We start from the raw sequence: 19,656 nt of genomic DNA, 5'->3' as shown, positions 1-19,656 counted from the left end.
ACATCATGAAAAAACTATTTTTATCATTCATTATTTTAGCATTGGCTGTGTTCACTGCAGCATGCTCAAGCACAACTGGCGGAGAAGAAACAAAGAAAATTAAATTAGGTGTCAGCGGATCTGATACACGCATCTGGGACTTTATTGCAGAAAAGGCTGAAAAGGAAGGCATTGAAATTGAGGTTGTAACATTCTCTGACTATGTACAGCCAAACGTTGCCCTTGCAGAAGGTGATCTTGATGTAAATGCATTCCAGACAGTCGCTTATTTTGATACTTTTATTAAAGAGCATAATATGGATCTTACACCAATTGCGACAACTGTATTAGCACCAATGGGCCTTTATTCTGAAAAAGTAAAATCGGTGGAAGACATTCCGGAAGGCGGCAAAATTGCCATTCCAAATGATGCTTCAAATGGAGGAAGAGCCCTTCTTTTACTGGAGGAAGCCGGCTTGATTAAATTATCCGAGGACTATGACGGAAACCTGGACTTGAATAAAGTCGTTGAAAATCCGAAGAACCTTGAATTTGTAGAAATGGTATCAGCACAGACGCCGCGTGCACTTCCAGATGTCTCTGCTTCTGTAATCAATAACGGAATTGCTGTAGATGCAGGCTTTAACCCAACTAAGGATTCAGTTTTTATTGAAAGCGAAACCGCTACTCCGTATGTAAATATCATTGCTGTCAGAACAGAAGATAAAGATAACAAAACGCTTAAGAGAATTGCAGAACTTTACCAGGAAGATGATGTAGCTGATTTCATCACGAAAGAATATGACGGAAGCATGATCCCGACTTTCATACCTTTAAGTGAAATTGGCTGGTAAAAAATTATTTATAAAGGAGGAACAATGATGGCGGCACCTGTAAAAGCACTATCTGAACTAAAAGATGCAATCAAGAAAAATGTTGAGGATAATAAAGAACTTTATCTTTCCGCAAGCCACCAGATCCATGCAAACCCGGAAATAGGGAATGAGGAATTTTTTGCCTCTGGCTTGCTTTCAGGCATCCTTGAGAAGGAAGGATTTGAAGTAGAGCGGGCAGTGGCCGGGCATGAAACAGCTTTCCTCGCCCGGAAGAAATCCGATAGACCGGGGCCGTCCATTGCATTCCTTGCAGAATATGATGCCCTTCCCGGGCTGGGTCATGGGTGCGGTCACAATATCATAGGTACGACAAGTGTGGCAGCAGCCATTGCATTGAGCAAGGTCATTGATGAGACCGGTGGGGAAGCAGTAGTATTTGGAACCCCGGCAGAAGAAGGCGGTCCAAATGGAAGTGCAAAAGGAAGCTTTGTGAAGCATGGCTTGCTTGAAGGCATTGACGCTGCCCTGATGGTTCATCCATCAAACCATACCCGCCTGACCAGTTCATCACTGGCAGTTGATCCGCTTGACTTCGAGTTTATCGGAAAGCCTGCCCATGCGGCAGCTTCACCGGAGGAAGGAATCAATGCCCTTGATGCCGTTATTCAGCTGTTTAACGGAATTAATGCCCTTCGTCAGCAATTAAAGGATGATGTGCGAATCCATGGCATTATTACTCATGGCGGAGATGCTCCAAATATTATCCCTGAGTATGCAAAAGCCAGATTCTTCATCCGTGCTTCAACCAGAACCAGTCTTAATGAGGTAACAAGGAAGGTTAAAGCAGTCGCAGAAGGAGCGGCATTGGCAACCGGAGCCAAGCTGAATGTCATAGCTTTTCAAAACGAAGTCGATAACCTGCTGTTAAACAAGACATATGACCAGGTGTTTAAAGAAGTGATTGAAGACTTGGATGAAACGGTCGTGGAAGGGGACAGAGATGGAATCGGCTCAACGGATGCAGGCAACATCAGCCAAGTGGTGCCAACCATTCATCCTTATATTAAAATTGGTGCGGATGATCTTGTTGCCCATACAGTTCCGTTTCGTGAGGCTGCAGCATCTGCAAAAGGCGACGAAGCTCTGATAACCGGAGCAAAAGGGCTGGCACTGACTGCCTTCCAGCTGGTAACGGATCCGAAGCTGCTTATATCCATTAAACAGGAATTTCTAGAACGGAAAGCTGCTGAATAAGAACAAAAGCTATCCTTTGCGGGATAGCTTTTCCTTACTTTAGTGAGTCTTTTCCTCAAATTGGAGTGTTGTTCGGCCTCAAAATGCTGAATTTTCTCCTCCAATTGATTGCTCGTCCCTCGATTTCATCTTTCTTTTCCTAAAGTTCACGATTACCTACTGTTCCTTCATCCGTTCCTGTGCCATCCGAATAAGCTCCTTCACCATACTTCCGCCAATCTTCCCGCCCACTGTTCCTGCCTGTTTGGATGTAAGACGGCCGTTATAGCCCGGCTTCAATGGCACACCGGCCTCCTCGGCAATTTCATATTTCACGCCATCAGGGTTTTCATTGTCAACATGGTATCCCTGGTTTGCCATTACCTGATTTTTCAGCTGGTCTAATGCCGCTCTTGATTCCGGCACAAGCGGGCGTCTTTTTCTTCTTGCCATGATACATTCCTCCATAATAAGTACTTTTTCTTATTATGTGAAAGAACATAGGGAATAACACTGAAAAAACTTGTACATCTTCTTATGAGAAGATATTCTAATGTTAGAAACCCTGAATCATTGTGAATAAACAAAAGAAGGTGTTTTGTTTGGCATTAAAATACTTGTCAGCTCTGCTGCTGCCTGGCCTGCTGGTATTGCTCTTTACGAGAGTAAGCTATAATCGTGTGATTGGGCTTGTATTAACGGTGGGACTGATTGCTGCTTCTGTCTATAAAGGCTATACAAATTCATTTGCCTTAATTGTTATAGACGCACTTTCATTGACTGTCGGGTTTTGGTACGCTCAAAAACTGAAGCCCAAAACAAAGCTAAGTGCGGAATAATTCTTGCGGAACCTGTCGATCAAACGTATCGACAGGTTTTTTGTTTAATGAATTTTCATCTGAATTTATGCTTGCGTAGCATCAGCTATTCATCAATATCAATCAAACGATTGATTGGATTACACCCCGTTAATCAAACGTTTGATTAACCTTGCTTCGACACCCCCCTCGATAATTCGGCATATTTCCCAAGCAATATTTTCCCTGTAAAAACAAAAAAACGAATATCCGTTCGCATATTGTTGGTTTGTTTTAGGCTCTTTGTGGTAGAATGGTGATATGAGTATTGAGTAAAAAACTGACAAATCAGCCATGCATCCCGGATCTTTAATTCTTACAATGCTGGTTTGTGATTAATATATAGATAAAAGTAATTTGAACGGGAGGCTTATAGGTGAAGGATCAATTTGAATTAGTCTCAAAATATTCCCCTCAAGGCGACCAGCCTGGGGCAATCAAAAAAATTGTGGAGGGAATTAATTCCGGCAAGAAGCACCAGACGCTTTTGGGTGCAACAGGAACGGGAAAAACCTTCACGGTTTCAAATGTTATACAAGAGGTTAACAAGCCGACGCTTGTCATTGCCCATAATAAGACACTTGCTGGGCAGTTATACAGTGAATTCAAGGACTTTTTTCCAAACAATGCTGTTGAGTATTTTGTCAGCTATTATGACTACTATCAGCCGGAGGCATATGTGCCTTCTACAGATACCTTTATTGAAAAAGATGCAAGCATTAATGATGAAATTGATAAGCTCCGCCACTCGGCGACTTCTTCATTATTTGAGCGCAAAGATGTCATTATTATTGCCAGTGTGTCTTGTATATATGGTTTGGGTTCTCCTGAAGAATACAGTGAAATGGTGCTATCCCTCAGAACCGGCATGGAGATTGAGAGGAACCAGCTTCTTCACAGGCTCGTTGACATTCAGTATGAGCGCAATGATATCGACTTCCAGCGCGGCACCTTCCGTGTTCGCGGGGATGTAGTTGAGATTTTCCCGGCATCAAGGGATGAGCATTGTATCCGTGTAGAGTTTTTCGGGGATGAGATAGACCGGATCCGTGAAGTAGATGCCCTCACCGGAGAAATTATGGGTGAACGTGAGCATGTTGCGATCTTCCCGGCATCCCACTTCGTAACGCGTGAAGAAAAAATGCGGGTCGCCATCCAGAACATTGAAAAAGAACTGGAAGTGCGCCTTGCTGAATTAAGAGAAAACGATAAGCTTCTTGAAGCCCAGCGCCTGGAGCAGCGGACCCGCTATGACCTTGAGATGATGAGGGAGATGGGTTTTTGTTCCGGTATTGAAAACTACTCCCGCCACCTAACATTAAGGCCGCCTGGTTCAACACCGTATACCCTTCTGGATTATTTTCCGGAAGACTTTCTAATTGTGATTGATGAGTCACACGTAACTCTGCCGCAAATCCGCGGTATGTTCAATGGTGACCAGGCAAGAAAATCGGTGCTTGTGGACCATGGTTTCCGTTTGCCTTCAGCCATGGATAACAGGCCGCTTACGTTTACCGAGTTCGAGAAGCATGTGAAACAGGCTGTCTTTGTTTCGGCAACACCCGGCCCTTACGAGCTTGAGCATACACCGGAAATGATTGAGCAGATTATCCGCCCAACCGGTTTGCTTGATCCCACTATTGATGTCCGTCCAATCGAAGGTCAAATTGATGACCTCATCGGTGAAATCCAGGATCGCATTCAGAAAAATGAACGTGTGCTTGTCACTACATTAACAAAGAAAATGTCTGAGGACTTGACAGACTACTTAAAAGAAATCGGCATTAAAGTGCAGTATCTGCACTCAGAGGTGAAAACGCTCGAGAGGATTGAAATCATCCGCGAGCTCCGCCTTGGCAAGTATGATGTGTTAGTCGGCATCAATCTTCTGAGGGAGGGGCTTGATATACCTGAAGTATCTCTCGTTACCATACTTGATGCTGATAAGGAAGGGTTCCTCCGGTCAGAACGTTCACTCATCCAGACGATTGGTCGTGCAGCGCGTAATGCGAATGGCCATGTCATTATGTATGCAGACCGGATCACTGACAGCATGGAAAAAGCCATCAGTGAAACAAAGCGCCGCCGTTCCATTCAGGAAGAGTACAATGAGAAGCATGGCATCACGCCAATGACTATACAGAAGGATATACGGGATTCAATCCGTGCAACCCATGCGGCAGAAGAGCAGGAAGAATACCAGACATCAGCAAAACTCGGCAAGCTGAACAAGAAAGAGCGCGAGAAGCTGATTGGCGATATGGAAAAAGAAATGAAGGAAGCGGCCAAATCCCTGAATTTCGAAAGGGCTGCCGAGCTTCGTGATTTAATATTAGAGCTGAAAGCGGAAGGATGACGTAAAAATGGCGATGGATAAACTGATTGTAAAGGGTGCCAGAGCCCATAATCTGAAAAATATAGATGTCACCATTCCGAGAGATAAGCTTGTCGTCCTGACAGGACTTTCAGGTTCAGGAAAGTCCTCTCTGGCATTTGATACGATTTATGCAGAAGGGCAGCGCCGCTATGTGGAATCATTATCTGCTTATGCCCGGCAATTCCTCGGCCAGATGGATAAGCCTGACGTGGATGCGATCGAAGGACTCTCTCCTGCCATATCAATTGACCAAAAGACGACAAGCAGAAATCCTCGTTCCACAGTGGGAACGGTGACCGAAATTTATGACTATCTGCGATTATTATTTGCACGGGTGGGGCATCCCACCTGTCCGAATCACAATATTGAAATCTCTTCACAGACCATTGAACAAATGGTTGACCGGATTATGGAGTATCCTGAAAGAACAAAGCTCCAGGTTATGGCTCCGCTCGTATCCGGCCGAAAAGGGACACATGTAAAAGTATTTGAGGATGTCAAAAAGCAGGGTTTTGTCCGTGTCCGTGTCGACGGAGAAATAATGGATCTCGGTGATGAGATTGAGCTGGAAAAAAACAAAAAGCATTCTATTGAAGTAATAATCGACCGAATTGTGGTAAAAGAAGGCGTAGCACCAAGGCTGGCAGATTCATTGGAAACTGCTTTGAATCTGGGCAATGGCAAGGTGCTGGTGGATGTAATCGGGGAAGAAGAACTGCTGTTCAGCGAGAACCATGCCTGCCCTCAATGCGGATTTTCAATCGGCGAACTTGAGCCGAGAATGTTCTCTTTTAATAGTCCGTTTGGTGCCTGTACGGAATGTGACGGATTGGGCTCAAAGCTGGAGGTAGATATTGACCTGGTAATTCCCAATAAGGACCTTTCGTTAAAGCAAAATGCCATTGCGCCATGGGAATCGACCAGCTCTCAATATTATCCTCAGCTGCTGGAGGCGGTCTGCAATCATTATGGAATTGATATGGACGTGCCGGTTAAGGATATTCCTGAACACCTGCTTGATAAAGTTTTATACGGATCCTCTAAGGACAGCATTTATTTCCGTTATGAAAACGATTTTGGCCAGGTGAGGGAGAATTATATCCATTTTGAAGGTGTCATCCGAAATGTGGAGCGCCGCTATAAAGAAACAAGCTCTGATTATATCCGGGAGCAAATGGAAAAATACATGGCCCAACATCCATGTCCTTCCTGTAAAGGCTACCGTCTGAAGCCGGAAACTCTTGCAGTGCTTGTATCCGGAAAGCATATCGGCCATGTAACAGAATATTCGATTGAGGAAGCATTCAGCTTCTTTGAAAATCTGACACTGTCTGAAAAAGAAATGAAGATTGCCAATCTCATTTTCCGTGAGATTAAGGAAAGGTTAGGCTTCCTCATCAATGTCGGGCTGGATTACCTGACATTAAGCCGGGCAGCGGGGACCTTGTCAGGCGGTGAAGCACAGCGTATTCGCCTAGCCACCCAAATCGGTTCGCGCCTGACAGGTGTACTCTACATTCTGGACGAGCCTTCGATTGGTCTCCATCAGCGTGATAATGACCGTTTAATAGATACACTGAAAAATATGCGGGATATCGGCAACACCCTGATCGTGGTAGAACACGATGAAGATACGATGGTAGCAGCAGATTATCTAATTGATGTCGGCCCGGGGGCAGGAGTTCATGGCGGGCAAATCGTTTCTGCGGGTACGCCTCAGGAGGTAATGGATGATCCAAACTCACTGACAGGGCAATATTTGTCAGGAATGAAATTCATTCCTCTTCCAATTGAGCGCCGCAAGAATGACGGACGCTTTATCGAAATTAAAGGGGCTAAAGAAAACAATCTTAAAAATGTGAACGTTAAGTTTCCCCTAGGCACTTTTATTTCCGTTACTGGCGTTTCAGGTTCAGGAAAAAGTACATTAATCAATGAAATTCTTCATAAAGGGCTTGCTCAAAAGCTCCATAGAGCTAAAGCGAAGCCTGGTGAGCATAAAGAAATTAAAGGTATTGATCACCTGGATAAAGTCATTGATATCGACCAATCTCCAATCGGACGGACACCACGTTCCAACCCGGCAACATATACCGGAGTGTTTGATGATATTCGTGATGTGTTTGCTTCAACCAATGAAGCAAAGGTTCGCGGCTACAAAAAGGGACGCTTCAGCTTCAATGTAAAAGGCGGACGATGTGAAGCATGCCGCGGTGATGGGATCATCAAGATTGAAATGCACTTCCTGCCTGATGTGTATGTGCCATGTGAAGTCTGTCATGGCAAACGCTATAACAGGGAAACGCTTGAAGTAAAGTACAAAGGGAAGAATATTTCAGAGATTCTCAATATGACAGTGGAAGATGCACTGGAGTTTTTCGAGAATATTCCTAAAATCCGCCGCAAGCTGCAGACGATTTATGATGTTGGCCTGGGCTACATCACTTTGGGGCAGCCTGCGACAACATTGTCCGGCGGAGAAGCGCAGCGTGTCAAGCTTGCTTCCGAATTGCACCGCCGTTCAACGGGCCGCTCGCTGTACATTCTTGACGAACCGACAACAGGCCTTCATGTTGATGATATCTCACGACTGCTCGTGGTCCTTCAGCGTCTTGTTGAAAATGGTGACACGGTACTGGTTATTGAGCATAATCTTGATGTTATCAAGGCAGCTGACTATATCGTTGACCTTGGACCAGAAGGCGGAGATAAGGGCGGGACCATCCTGGCAGCAGGTACACCTGAAAAAATTGCCGAAGTTCCAGAATCTTATACAGGTAAGTATCTCAAACCAATCCTCGAAAGAGACCGCCTGAGAATGAAAAAGCAAATTGAAGAAAAAGAAGGCGTGACAAACGCTTAATTAGGAAGAAGCAGTGCCGTTTTGGTACTGTTTCTTTTTTATGGAAGAGAGATTAATTTTCCAGAATGAGGGGTATAGAACATGCGTCTGCAGCAACCTTCACTAATCTCAACCAAGAAAGGAACATACACTATGAAAAATAAAATCTACCTTTTAGCAGGCCTAATTTTGCTTGGGATCGGCATCTATCTATCCATTACATTTTTTGGAGAAGAAAAAAAGGCTGAAAGCAGTCAAGCGATTGTAGCTTTTGGTGATTCGCTTACCTACGGGTATGGAGATGAAACGGAAGAGGGGTACATTGGCAGGCTGCAGAGCAAACTGGATCGGACATATCCGGAAAATAATTATACAATAACAAATCATGGAGTGTATGGCTATAAATCTTCTGATGTCCTCCAGCAAATGCTCAAACCGAGGGTGGCACAGGATATCAAAAATGCAGATATGTTTATCGTATATATTGGAACAAACGATTTGCTGAAAAGCAACGGCGGAGATTTATATCCGCTCCATCACGAAAATCTTGTTGAAGCTAAAGACATATATGAAGATAAACTGAATGGAATTTTGGAAACACTGGAAACCGCCAACAGTGATGCACCTGTTATCCTGCTCGGGCTATACAATCCCTATCCGGACGGCGACCGGATTGAAAAATATATTGACCATTGGAACGAATCCATAAGAATAAAAGCTGCAGAAGATAAAAATATTACCTTTATTTCTACCAATGAACTGTTCAAGGGGAAAAATAAGAAACAGTACTTTGCTGATTCCCTTCATCCGAACGGAAAGGGATATGAGATGATTGCGGATAAAATTATAGATAATTACTCATTTTAGGTTCTTGGCTTTTTACATTCTTATAAAAAGCGCTTCTGCCAAGACTTTGTTTTCTTATATGCTGTGATAACGCTAATATGATATTTTTGTGTGTTGATTGGAGCGGAAGGTGCGAGACTCCCGCGGAAAGCGAGTGCCTGCAGCGGAAATCAACACCTCCACTTCAACAGACAATATTTCCTTCATTTAATTGATAACACAATGTAATCTTCCAGCAAAATCGGTGTAACCAAGCAGCGTTATACTCCTATATAAGGGAAGCTATTGCCTGGAAACAGAAGGGGAGGTCATTATGGAGGATTATTTAGCCAAGTCTCTGGAAGAATGGAAAGAAGATATTTCTGAGGTTTTGGATCAGATTAATAATGAATATGAGGATGTAAAAAAAGAGCTTAAAGTTTATTCCTACAAATATGGAATTACTAAGCAGGTTATCCAGTCTACTGTGAACGAAGAGATTATTGATAATATCCGTGAAATGTATCATAAGCCTTTTGAAGAAAAGTATAATGAATTGAAAGAATACATACGTGATTTGGATGAAAAACGAAAAGTATTCCAAATGTTTGTCAATAAAATTGACGAAGTGAAAAAGAAGGAAGCGCCTCGCACTGACCTGGCAGCAGCCTATAAATAGGACACAACCATAAAACCGTCTTTCAAGAAAGGCGGTTTTTATTATAGAAGAAGCTATGCGACTCGAGGCTATGGAACCCCTCAGCCTGCAGATGTATTTTTAGAAATATGGAGGAAAATACTCCTTTGATTTTCTATAATGAAGAAGAGGCTGAAACTTTTAGCGCTCCATTTCCGTATGACAGATAAAGTGAAACTTCAATCAGTGGGGTTTTATTATCCCCCGCTGATTGTTAGTTGAACCAATCGGGCCTTTACGGGCAGTTTGACCCCCCGCTTATCCTCCATTGGGTTTCTCTTAGTCTTGAAGTGGGGGTCTTACTGCCCGTTAGACTGCGATAAAGGAGCTGAAAACAATGGAAACAAGAAAAGTTCTGTCTGCTTTAAGCTATTTTAGCATTATGTTCGCAGGATTTATTTTTCCGCTCATTGTATTTTTTGCATCAGAGGACACGGAAGTGAAGCGGCATGCCAAGAGTGCATTCTTATCACATTTGATTCCGCTGGTTCCTGTTCCGTTTATTGTTTTTGCTGCTGTGACCCAATTCACAGTAAATGATCAGGAAATCCCGGTATTTTTTCTTGCAGTTGTCGGCATCACAATTATTCTGCTATTAATTGTACTAATCTGGAATATCATTAAAGGGGTAAAAGTCCTGATACAAGAATAGAAAATAATAGAGGAGGGCCAAAGAATGAAAGAGGAACGCAAACGTATTTTGAAAATGGTCGAGGATGGAAAGCTTACTGTTGACGAAGCATTAACTCTATTGGAGCAGCTTGAAAAAACAAATCAGACGATGGAACAAAAGCAGGAGGATTTAATTAAGGAGCTATCTGCTGAAGTTAAGTTTGAAGAAGCTAAAAAGGGTGAGCCATACAGCTCAAAGCATCAAAGTGCCAAGGAAAAAATCATTGATTTTGTAGATTCAGCATTTAAAAAAGTGAAGGATTTGGATCTTGATTTTAATTTTGGGAAAAGTGTTGAGATCTCTCATATATTTCAGCATGCAGACGCATACTTAAAAGATCTGGACATTGATGTTGCCAATGGGACAGTTAAGGTGATTCCATGGGAGCAAAGTGATGTCCGCGTTGAATGCAGAGCAAAGGTCTATCGTGTGGATAATCAGGATGAAGCACGCAGAAATTTCCTGAAGGATGTTATTTTTGCCATTGAAGGGCAAAGGCTGAGGTTTTCCACTCAGCAAAAGTGGATGAAGCTTGAAGCGGTTATCTATATTCCAAAATCTGAATATGAAAATGTGAAAATCCGCATGTTTAATGGCCCGGTTGAAAGTCAAAACTTAACAGTGGAAAACTTTAAAGCGAAAACAGCCAATGGAAAGATTACGGTTAGTGATTTAAACAGTAAAAATGTTGAGGCTGAAACAGCCAACGGGCAGATTACCATTCAAAAAAGCCGCATCGATCATGTAGAAGCCGAAACGTTAAATGGTGCAATTCTAGCTGAAGGAGACTTCAAAAAAGCCGAACTCCAATCTTTTAATGGCAATGTAACATGCAGGGCAGAAAATGAACGCTGTGAATGGATCGAAGCGAAGGCAGCGACGGGCAGCATTGACCTGTTTGTTCCGGATTTCGCAGCTGTAAGCGGAGAGCTTCGCACCAATCTGGGCAGTTTCCATCCTGATATTGAGGGTATTGAAGTAATAGAAGAAAAGAGCGAAGTGATTCAGAAAATGCTGCGCTTCAAGTCTGTAAAAGAAAGCGGCAGCGGACTTAAGCTGAGGGCTGACTCAAAAACAGGTGCGATCACGATCAAACGGTCAACTGCCTGGTAAAGTCTAACTAAGTCTTGTGCTTGTCCGGGGTGGGCAAGGCGCTTCCGCTTTTCCTGATAGATAAGAATGTATAAATTTTGAAGTTAGATAACTGTCTAGCTCCAGGCGCCATCGGCTCTCGGGTCTAAGCCAATCCGGCCAAAAGGTTAAAGAACAACCTTTCAGCCGGCTCGTCTTATGCTTGAGGCCCACAGGATGTGGGTCATGCAGACGTTGCCACAGGATGTGGCGTTTTTAGTCTGCGTGCCTTCATTAAGCGGGCGCCTTCCGCTTTTCTTGATAGGAGGGTTTCTTAATGAATAAATTGGTTCGTTCCCGTGGCAACCGGAAATTAGCGGGTGTATTAGGCGGCTTATCAAAATCGATCGGTATAGATCCTACTATACTCAGGGTGATTTTCATTGTTTTATTATTCACAACAGGTGTTTTCCCAATGACACTCATTTATGCTCTGCTTGTTTTCGTGCTTCCGAATGAAGAGGTGCTGTAGGAAATGAGATGGATTCTGGGAATTTTGATTAATGCGGTCTTATTTGTAGCGATCGCCGGATTTTTTAAGGATTCGTTTTACTTGTCCGGATTCGGGGCTGCAGTTGGTGCCAGCTTCATGCTTTCCATCCTGAACATTCTCGTGAAACCAATCCTGATTATATTAACTCTGCCAGTCACTGTTTTAACGCTTGGTCTGTTTTTGTTCGTCATCAATGCTGTTACGTTAATGATTACAGATGGCTTTATGGGGGATTCATTTGAAATTGCCGGGTTTGGCACAGCGATTCTTGTGTCTGTGATCATGTCAATTGTTAATCTGATCATTCAAAAAGCGATCCTTGAACCGGCGAGGGAAAAGTAAATGCGTTAAAAAGCCAGCATCCGTGATGATGCTGGCTTTTGGCTATTCAATGATGGTGGCATTAAAACCGTCCTTCTGCAGATTCCCGGCAAGTTTCTCGGCAAGCTGCTTTTCTGAAAATGCCACTTGAACTTTATATTGTTTGAGTTTATCATTCTTTCTTAAGTCATATTGTTCGGCGATGGCTTTTACAATAGCTTGTGCACAGCGTTTCCGATAGAGAGGGGTGCGGAGAAGGGAAGCTTCTTCTTTATTGGTCATAAACCCGCATTCCACAAGTACAGCAGTCATTTTTGTCTCGCGAAGAACCTGGAAATCAGCTGTTTTGACTCCCCGGTCCCGCAAGCCTGTAGAACTGATTAAGTTTCGCTGTATCTTTTGGGCTAATGCGAGTGCTTCCCGAGGCTTAGAAGGGTAGACATATGTTTCGATTCCGCCTGCACTGTTCCATCCGCCTGTTCCGTAAGCATTAGCATGGATGGACACATAGCAGTCCGCGTTTTGTTTATTTGCCAGCGCGGTCCTTTCGGCAAGCGGCACGTCCCGTTCATCGGAATGGGCAAAGATAACTTCTGTGTTTTGATACTTCCCCAGCATCTCCTTTGTCAGGTCCGCAACAGCACGGTTAAATTCATATTCCTTCATTCCGTCAGGGCTTTGCTTGCCGGAGGTGCTGTATCCATGGCCGGCATCCAGTATGATTTTCATCTGATCGCTCCTTTCATATAATAAAATATTCTCATGTATATAATATGGACAAACCTTCCAAAAGGACATGATAAAATGAAAATAGGAGAAAACCCTGATGGGCTTTCTCCTATTTTGCAGCGCGCTGCATCGTATGAACGAATTTGTAGCGGTCTGCGCGGTATGCTGATTTGACAAGCTCAAAAGGCGTGCCGTCCTCTAAAAAGGAAGTTCGGACAATAAGCAATACAGGCGACCCAGGTTCGACCTGAAGGTGGTTTACTTCGGTTTCCTTAGCGATAGAGGCTTCAATTTGCTGGGTGGCTTCACTGATGGTCAGGGACAATTTTTCTTCAATATGCTGGTAAAGTGACTTGTTGATTATTTCTTCCGTAAGCCCTTTTACGAGATTTGCAGGCAGACAGGTGGTTTCCAGCGCCATTGGGAGATTATCTGCCATACGCACCCGTTTTATTTCATAAACAGGTGTGTTTTCTTTTATATCAAGCTTTCTCGCCAGCTGCGGCTCGGCCGGGATGATTTCAAATGAAATGAGACGGCTGCTCGGCATCATGCCGCGTTCTTTCATATCTTCCGTAAAGCTGGTCAATCCCTGAAGCTTTTGTTCGACCTTCTGCTTATTGACGAAAGTTCCGCGTCCTTTTTGCCTGTAAAGATAACCATCGTTGACGAGGTTGTTTAATGCCTGTCTGACTGTCATGCGGCTAATCTGATATTGCTCAGAATACTCGCGCTCTGAAGGGATTGCTTCATCAGGCTTTAATATGCCGTTTTCTATTAATTGTTTAATATACTCTTCCAATTGGTGATATATCGGGATGGGTGATTGCTTATCGATCATGGGAATTCTCCTATCACTATTAGTAGTGCTTACCGATCCTTACTGACAAGACTGAGTGCCTCTTCATCGGCTATGATTGTCACATTCGCATGCAGCTTCAAAGCTGATGCAGGAAATTGTTCATCAGGTTCAGCATAAATCAGCTGCCTGATAGCTTCTGCCTTGGCTGAACCTGAAGCGAGCAGGAGGATTTCCCGGCTATCAAGAATCGAAGCGATTCCCATAGTTATCGCTTGAGCTGGAACATCTTCAATAGAATTGAAGAACCGTGCGTTAGCCTTTCGAGTGCTTTCCGCCAGGTCCACGACATGGGTACGGCTGTGAAAAGACGTTCCCGGTTCGTTGAAGCCGATATGTCCATTGCGTCCAATTCCCAGCAGCTGCAGGTCAATATCGACCAGTTCCTTAATCAGCTGCTCATACCGTTCGCATTCCTGTGACATATCTTCTGCTGCTCCATTGGGAAGGTGCGTGTTTTCCAGCCGGATGTCCAATTGATCAAATAGTTCACTATTCATGAAATGCCTGTAGCTGCTAGGGTCGGAAGGTGGCAGGCCGATATATTCATCCAAATTAATCGTCGTGATTTTTTCGTAAGAAGTGCCATTTTTTTGATGATCATTAATCAGTTCGGCATAAACTCCTTTTGGTGTACTGCCGGTTGCAAGCCCTAATGTCATATCTGGCTGCAGCCGAATTTTTTCAATCATCAGCTGGGCCGCTTTTTGGCTCATATCGTTATAATCGGCTGTTCGAATGATTTTCAAGGTCTTTTCACCTCGCGTTCAAAGGCTTTGACTCCTCTGCAGAAAGTCATGGCAACCTCAAGGTTCTCATCAAGTACAACCAGGTCGGCATCCTTGCCTTCCGAAATGCTGCCTTTCCGGTCAAACATATTGAGCTGTCTGGCAGGGTTGCTGCTCGCAAGCTGGACAGCTTCAGACAGCTGAATATCAGTAAAATCAATCATGTTTTTTATGGAATCTTTCATTTTTAAGATGCTTCCAGCCAGTGTGCCATCAGCAAGCAGTGCCTGGCCATTTTCAACCTTTACATCCTGTCCGCCAAGATCATAATGGCCATTTTTCAGGCACTTTGCTCTCATGGAATCCGTTATCAGGATCATACCATCCGGGCCCTTGGCGTTCAGTGCAAGCTTGATCATCTCAGGCCGGACATGGATTCCATCAGCAATCATTTCAACTATTAATTCTTTGAATAAAAGCGAAGCACCGGCTACTCCTGGTTCACGGTGATGCATGCCTCTCATTCCGTTAAAAAGGTGAGTCACCTGCTTAGCTCCCGCCTGTACAGCTTTCTCCATTTCTGTAAAAATGGCATCGCTATGGCCGATTGAAGGAACAACGCCGTTTTCACTTAAGTAGCGGATAAACTCATAGCCATTTGCTTTCTCAGGTGCAAGTGTAATCAGCTTGATAGTTCCATTTGCTGCTTCCTGCCATCGCTTAAAAAGTTCAATATCAGGCTCAAGTATATGATCCTTCGGCTGGGCTCCGCCTCTTGCTTCATTAATAAACGGGCCCTCCAGGTGAATTCCGATAACTTCTGCCTGGCCAGGAGTATTTTGTTCTCTTTGAAAGTGAGCTGCATTGACCAGCGCGGCTTCTATTTTTTCCTTTTCCTGTGTGATCGTCGTGGCCAGGAAGCTGGTAGTCCCTTCTTCAGGCAACACGCTGGCCATCGTGTTAAGTGCCTCAAATGTTGCATCCATTGTATCGGCACCGCCAGCACCGTGAATGTGAACATCAATAAACCCCGGACTGATTGTATGCTCAGGGGAAAGCTCTATGATTTCTGTATCCTGGCCGACGGCAGGAAGCTCCTCCAAAGTTCCAGTTTTTAAGATTCGGTCATTTTCCATTAAAATAAATCCTTGATCAATCATGCGGTTTTCCAGAATAATTCTAGCGTTTTTCAGTAATAGACGGCACATTTTTTAATTCATCTCCGTTTGAATGATACTTTTATTATAAAAGGTTTGTGTTTAGATGTCTATACCAGTTGAGATAATTAGCTCAATATGGTGTTTTGGTCTATACAACTAAAAGAGGATAGAAAGCGGCTGGACGCTTTCTATCCTATTATTTTGAATTTGAAGGTAAATTCATACAATATATATCTGTTTATTTAGTATGATATTCCGCAATGGCTTCGCGTAAGTAGCCATTATGCTTTTTCAGAAGCCTGGCAGCTGCTTCACCTTTTAATCCTGTTAAAATTTGAAGAATCGCAGCCTTTGTATTATGGTTTTGTTCTTTGAGAGCAGCATGGGCTTCTGCATCAGATGCACCTGTTGCCATTTTAACGATATTTTCAGCACGTTTAAACAGCTTCTCATTTGTCATTTGCACATCCACCATCAGATTGCCGTACACTTTTCCGAGTTTGATCATGGCAGCTGTTGTTAACATGTTCAGGACGAGCTTTTGTGCGGTGCCTGCTTTCATTCTTGTAGAGCCTGTAACCACTTCAGGACCTGTGATAGGTGCTATCGTATATTTAGAGATTCTTCCCATTTCGGAGTCTTTGGTGCAGGCAACAGCAACAGTAACAGCACCGACTTCATTTCCATATTGAAGAGCTCCGATCGTATAAGGCGTACGGCCGCTCGCTGCAATGCCGACAAGCACATCCTTGTCCGATAATTGAATATCTGCGACATCCTGACGTCCCTGTTCGCTGTCATCCTCGGCGCCTTCAACTGCTTCCGTCATGGCTTCTTTGCCGCCGGCGATAATGCCGACAACCATTTCCGGGTCCGTTCCATACGTTGGCGGACATTCTGAAGCATCGATAATGCCAAGACGTCCTGACGTGCCGGCTCCAACGTAAATCAAGCGGCCTCCTTTTTTAAAACTATCCGTAATTTCATCCACCACGTTTACAATGTGAGGGATTTCTCTTGCAATGGCATTAGGAACAATCGTATCTTCCTGGTTTATAATTGTAATAATTTCTTCGGTTGTCATTAAATCTATTTTCATTGTTTTTGGGTTTCGCTGTTCGGTATTTAGCTTTGTAATATTCATTGTTAATCCCTCACTATTAATTGAAATTTAGTTCCTGCCTTAATCTGATCAAGAAGCGGCAGATCCTCATCAATAACTCTTGCGATCACATTCACGCGTTCATCCCGGGGCAGATCTGCTAAGGTAATTTGCATCTCGCCTGCGTAGCGGCCGTATAGGCTATTATCAATTATGACACTGCCTTTTTTACGTTCCAGCTGGTTCATAGGTTCCCATGTCTTTGATCCCTGCCCAGCATATGACCTTGATTCAACTGACCTTACAGCATCCCGGGCAGGATCCATCCGATTTGTATGGGGTTTGTTAAAAAGCTCCTCATAGATTTGTCCGCCAATCAGCTCGATTCGGAGAGGCAAAACACCTTCAGCAATTTTTTTCAGTTGTGCAAGAGTCCCGTCTTTTACTGAGTGGTCACCGATCAGCACCTTGTCAGTATAGCAGCTGTTCATCAATTCAGCCGCCGCCGCAGCGGGTGAACAGACACGGTGTTTTTCAAGAGTGGGAAGCCCGGCAAAAATAGGCCCGCGAAGTTCAGCGTCACCAGGCACAAACGCCATGGTGGTTATCCCCATACTTTTTAGGAACCGATTTCTCTCTATAAAAAAGTCCTTATCCAAACCCGTTTCAGGCCGCGGATAAAAATTATGCCAGGCTTCAACATTATGGGCGTTTAAGCCCAGCTCCATCCACTCCCGCAGTTCCTCAGCAGAGATAGTACTCGCATTGATTCCAAGCTTCATTTTTTTGGAGAGTTCAACAATCTGCTCAGAAGTAAAGCCGTAGTCTGCCCGTATTCCGGAGAGACCCCATTCGAGAAGAGTATCGAGCGATTCCCAGTCCAGCCCCAGATGGTCCAATGATTGAGGGGAAACGTCGGCGAGGAGTTCCATTTGATGGTGCTTTGCAAGAGCACCGAGGCTCTGAAGCAAATGTTTATAAGTGCTGTGGTCATCTTCGGGAATATGGAGGGAAGTGAAGATGGATGTGAGGCCGTGAGAAGCTGCACGTTCAATCCATTTTTCATTTTGAAGCTGGCGCTCTTCTGATAGATAAACTGATATTCCAAGCATCATGGTCACCTCTATAAGTCTGAATTTTTAAAAAAATGTAATTTCATAAGTAAAGAAGGAGGAATGGCTCCTCCTTCTCCTTGTTTTATTATATATTCTTAGCCATTTCCTCTTTGAATCCGAACAGCCATGTGAACAGGAATCCAAATGCATAGGCAATTAATAGGCCGATCAGATACAGTACGATTTGATTTGTGTGAACGAGGAAGGCAAGCGGTATGCCGGAAACCCCGATGGCTACTGTAGCAATCTTGAAGAACGCCTGGAAAGCACCGCCTACAGCAGCTCCCAGACATGCTGTTAAGAAAGGACGTCCCAGCGGCAGGGTAACCCCAAAAATAAGCGGTTCGCCAATACCGAGCATTCCAACCGGAAGTCCGCCTTTGATCACTTTCTTCAGACGGGCATTTTTTGTTTTGAAGTAGATGGCGAATGCCGCACCTACCTGGCCGGCACCACCCATTGCCAGGATTGGCAGGAGCGGATCGTCGCCGATTGAGTTAATCAATTCCATATGAACTGGAGTTAACCCTTGATGCAGCCCAGTTACTACAAGCGGAAGGAAGGTTCCGGCAAGTACAAGGCCTGCCAGGATGCCGCCAACATCCAGAACGCCAAGGAGACCTTTTGTGATAATGTCAGAAAGGAATCCGCCAACAGGCTGCAGAACAAAGAATGTCGCAAAGCCTGTTATTAATAATGCCAATGTTGGTGTTACGATGATATCAATTGCTGATGGAACGACTTTGCGGATTCTTTTTTCCAAAAAGGCCACTAGCGCAGCAGCGAGCATGACTCCAATCAAGCCGCCACGGCCTGGCACCAGCGCTTCACCGAAGAGAGTTATATTGGCAAGGCCTGGGTTGATTAATAGAATACCAGCCGCACCGCCCAGAGCAGGAGACCCTCCAAACTCCTTCGCTGTGTTAATACCTACAAACACGCCCAGGTAACCGAATAAACCCCATCCAATCAGATCAAGCATTTGAACGAGCGTGGATTCCGGATCTCCGCCTGATTTGATGATTACATTATTGATCCCTGCAATCAAACCTGAAGCAACGATAGCTGGAATCAGCGGGATAAAGATACTGGCAATCTTTCTTAAAAATAACTTGAAAGGAGTAGCGTTTTTCTCATTGAGTCCCGCTTTTGTCCGGGCTGCCAGTCCTTCCAATGATGTGTCAATCTCTTCGTCATCATCAACGGATGAAACATTTTTGCCTGTCATCCTGGAAACTTCGTCAGCTACTTTGGTGACAATCCCAGGTCCGAGGATGATCTGGAGTGTTTCTGCTTCCACCACACCCATAACGCCATCAATATCCTTGATGCCATTCAGGTTGACTTTACTCTCATCGACCGGCTTCACGCGAAGGCGGGTCATGCAGGAGGCCAGTTCCGCGATATTGCCGGTGCCGCCCAACTGCTCCGTAATCTCTTTCGCCAAGCGTTCTTCTTTACGCATGAGTTTTTCCCCCTTTTTTTTTAAAAAATAAATGAACGTAATAAAGGCTAAAAAATGTAAATGAATTCGCTTACATAATCATATTACCAAGGTTTAGTATAGTTGTCTATACCATCTGAATATTTTTACAAAAAGCATATCATCATATTTATACGCAGAATATCCCTGGAAATTGTCCCTATTGAGAAGGATTAAGCATATGGGCCTAGTGTTAATTTTGTAAAAATCGTTTTC

At 44.0% G+C, this 19,656-nt stretch carries 19 protein-coding genes; 11 read left to right on the top strand and 8 right to left on the bottom strand.

From position 1 onward, the window contains the following. Positions 1-5: 5 nt before the first annotated feature. A complete protein-coding gene (locus ACXAD1_RS21530; RefSeq protein WP_474910928.1) occupies positions 6-833 on the top strand; it encodes a MetQ/NlpA family ABC transporter substrate-binding protein in 828 nt (275 codons plus the stop codon). Between the two features lie 27 nt (positions 834-860). Continuing rightward, positions 861-2,069: a M20 family metallopeptidase gene (locus tag ACXAD1_RS21525; protein WP_474910927.1), complete on the top strand. Its 1,209-nt coding sequence runs from the start codon at positions 861-863 to the stop codon at positions 2,067-2,069. A gap of 156 nt (positions 2,070-2,225) precedes the next feature. On the opposite strand, the gene ACXAD1_RS21520 is transcribed toward ACXAD1_RS21525, so the two are convergent. Beyond that, complete coding sequence (locus ACXAD1_RS21520) at positions 2,226-2,501, bottom strand: alpha/beta-type small acid-soluble spore protein (protein WP_370221501.1); 276 nt, start codon at positions 2,499-2,501, stop codon at positions 2,226-2,228. 149 nt (positions 2,502-2,650) lie between these two features. Between ACXAD1_RS21520 and ACXAD1_RS21515 the strand changes: the two genes are divergently transcribed. The 9 genes from ACXAD1_RS21515 to ACXAD1_RS21475 all read left to right on the top strand — a co-directional run bounded on the left by ACXAD1_RS21515 (position 2,651) and on the right by ACXAD1_RS21475 (position 12,285). Beyond that, the gene (locus ACXAD1_RS21515; RefSeq protein WP_264739583.1) at positions 2,651-2,887 is read left to right on the top strand and encodes a CsbA family protein; all 237 of its coding nucleotides are present in this window, start codon (positions 2,651-2,653) and stop codon (positions 2,885-2,887) included. Between the two features lie 394 nt (positions 2,888-3,281). Then, the gene (gene uvrB / locus ACXAD1_RS21510) at positions 3,282-5,261 is read left to right on the top strand and encodes an excinuclease ABC subunit UvrB (RefSeq protein WP_474910926.1); all 1,980 of its coding nucleotides are present in this window, start codon (positions 3,282-3,284) and stop codon (positions 5,259-5,261) included. A 7-nt stretch (positions 5,262-5,268) separates the two neighbouring features. Beyond that, positions 5,269-8,145, top strand: a complete 2,877-nt coding sequence (gene uvrA, locus ACXAD1_RS21505) for an excinuclease ABC subunit UvrA (protein WP_474910925.1) — start codon at positions 5,269-5,271, stop codon at positions 8,143-8,145. An 81-nt stretch (positions 8,146-8,226) separates the two neighbouring features. Beyond that, a complete protein-coding gene (locus ACXAD1_RS21500; RefSeq protein ID WP_474910924.1) occupies positions 8,227-8,991 on the top strand; it encodes a DUF459 domain-containing protein in 765 nt (254 codons plus the stop codon). Between the two features lie 292 nt (positions 8,992-9,283). Beyond that, positions 9,284-9,628, top strand: coding sequence for a hypothetical protein (locus ACXAD1_RS21495; RefSeq protein WP_035329260.1), 345 nt, complete (start codon positions 9,284-9,286; stop codon positions 9,626-9,628). A 355-nt stretch (positions 9,629-9,983) separates the two neighbouring features. Beyond that, on the top strand, positions 9,984-10,298 hold the full coding sequence (locus tag ACXAD1_RS21490) for a magnetosome magnetite crystal formation protein family (RefSeq protein ID WP_474910923.1): 315 nt from the start codon (positions 9,984-9,986) through the stop codon (positions 10,296-10,298). A gap of 24 nt (positions 10,299-10,322) precedes the next feature. After that, positions 10,323-11,432, top strand: a complete 1,110-nt coding sequence (locus tag ACXAD1_RS21485; protein ID WP_206840155.1) for a DUF4097 family beta strand repeat-containing protein — start codon at positions 10,323-10,325, stop codon at positions 11,430-11,432. Positions 11,433-11,727: 295 nt separating this feature from the next. Continuing rightward, positions 11,728-11,922 carry a PspC domain-containing protein gene (locus tag ACXAD1_RS21480; RefSeq protein WP_206840156.1) on the top strand — a complete coding sequence of 65 codons (195 nt, stop codon included), beginning with the start codon at positions 11,728-11,730 and terminating at the stop codon, positions 11,920-11,922. A gap of 3 nt (positions 11,923-11,925) precedes the next feature. Then, positions 11,926-12,285 (top strand): phage holin family protein, encoded by a 360-nt coding sequence (locus ACXAD1_RS21475; protein ID WP_048009336.1) that lies wholly within the window; start codon positions 11,926-11,928, stop codon positions 12,283-12,285. Positions 12,286-12,327: 42 nt separating this feature from the next. Here the strand turns inward: ACXAD1_RS21475 and ACXAD1_RS21470 are convergent, their stop codons facing one another. The 7 genes from ACXAD1_RS21470 to ACXAD1_RS21440 all read right to left on the bottom strand — a co-directional run bounded on the left by ACXAD1_RS21470 (position 12,328) and on the right by ACXAD1_RS21440 (position 19,422). Next, a complete protein-coding gene (locus ACXAD1_RS21470; protein WP_206840157.1) occupies positions 12,328-12,993 on the bottom strand; it encodes an N-acetylmuramoyl-L-alanine amidase in 666 nt (221 codons plus the stop codon). Between the two features lie 109 nt (positions 12,994-13,102). Then, entirely contained in the window at positions 13,103-13,834 is a 732-nt protein-coding gene (locus tag ACXAD1_RS21465) for a GntR family transcriptional regulator (RefSeq protein ID WP_370223828.1), read from the bottom strand. Positions 13,835-13,863: 29 nt separating this feature from the next. Further along, positions 13,864-14,601 (bottom strand): glucosamine-6-phosphate deaminase, encoded by a 738-nt coding sequence (gene nagB, locus ACXAD1_RS21460; RefSeq protein WP_206840159.1) that lies wholly within the window; start codon positions 14,599-14,601, stop codon positions 13,864-13,866. Next, the gene (gene nagA, locus ACXAD1_RS21455) at positions 14,598-15,788 is read right to left on the bottom strand and encodes an N-acetylglucosamine-6-phosphate deacetylase (RefSeq protein ID WP_474910922.1); all 1,191 of its coding nucleotides are present in this window, start codon (positions 15,786-15,788) and stop codon (positions 14,598-14,600) included. The genes nagB and nagA overlap by 4 nt, the downstream gene beginning before the upstream one ends. Before the next feature lie 190 nt (positions 15,789-15,978). Then, positions 15,979-16,884 (bottom strand): N-acetylmuramic acid 6-phosphate etherase, encoded by a 906-nt coding sequence (gene murQ, locus ACXAD1_RS21450; protein WP_474910921.1) that lies wholly within the window; start codon positions 16,882-16,884, stop codon positions 15,979-15,981. Positions 16,885-16,886: 2 nt separating this feature from the next. Continuing rightward, positions 16,887-17,954 (bottom strand): DUF871 domain-containing protein, encoded by a 1,068-nt coding sequence (locus ACXAD1_RS21445; RefSeq protein ID WP_206840443.1) that lies wholly within the window; start codon positions 17,952-17,954, stop codon positions 16,887-16,889. Positions 17,955-18,042: 88 nt separating this feature from the next. Next, a complete protein-coding gene (locus ACXAD1_RS21440) occupies positions 18,043-19,422 on the bottom strand; it encodes a PTS transporter subunit EIIC (RefSeq protein ID WP_206840162.1) in 1,380 nt (459 codons plus the stop codon). Between the last annotated feature and the right edge of the window lie 234 nt (positions 19,423-19,656).

This window comes from Cytobacillus sp. ABV4_503, from assembly GCF_056158445.1.
This window is presented reverse-complemented; position numbering and strand designations above follow the sequence as displayed.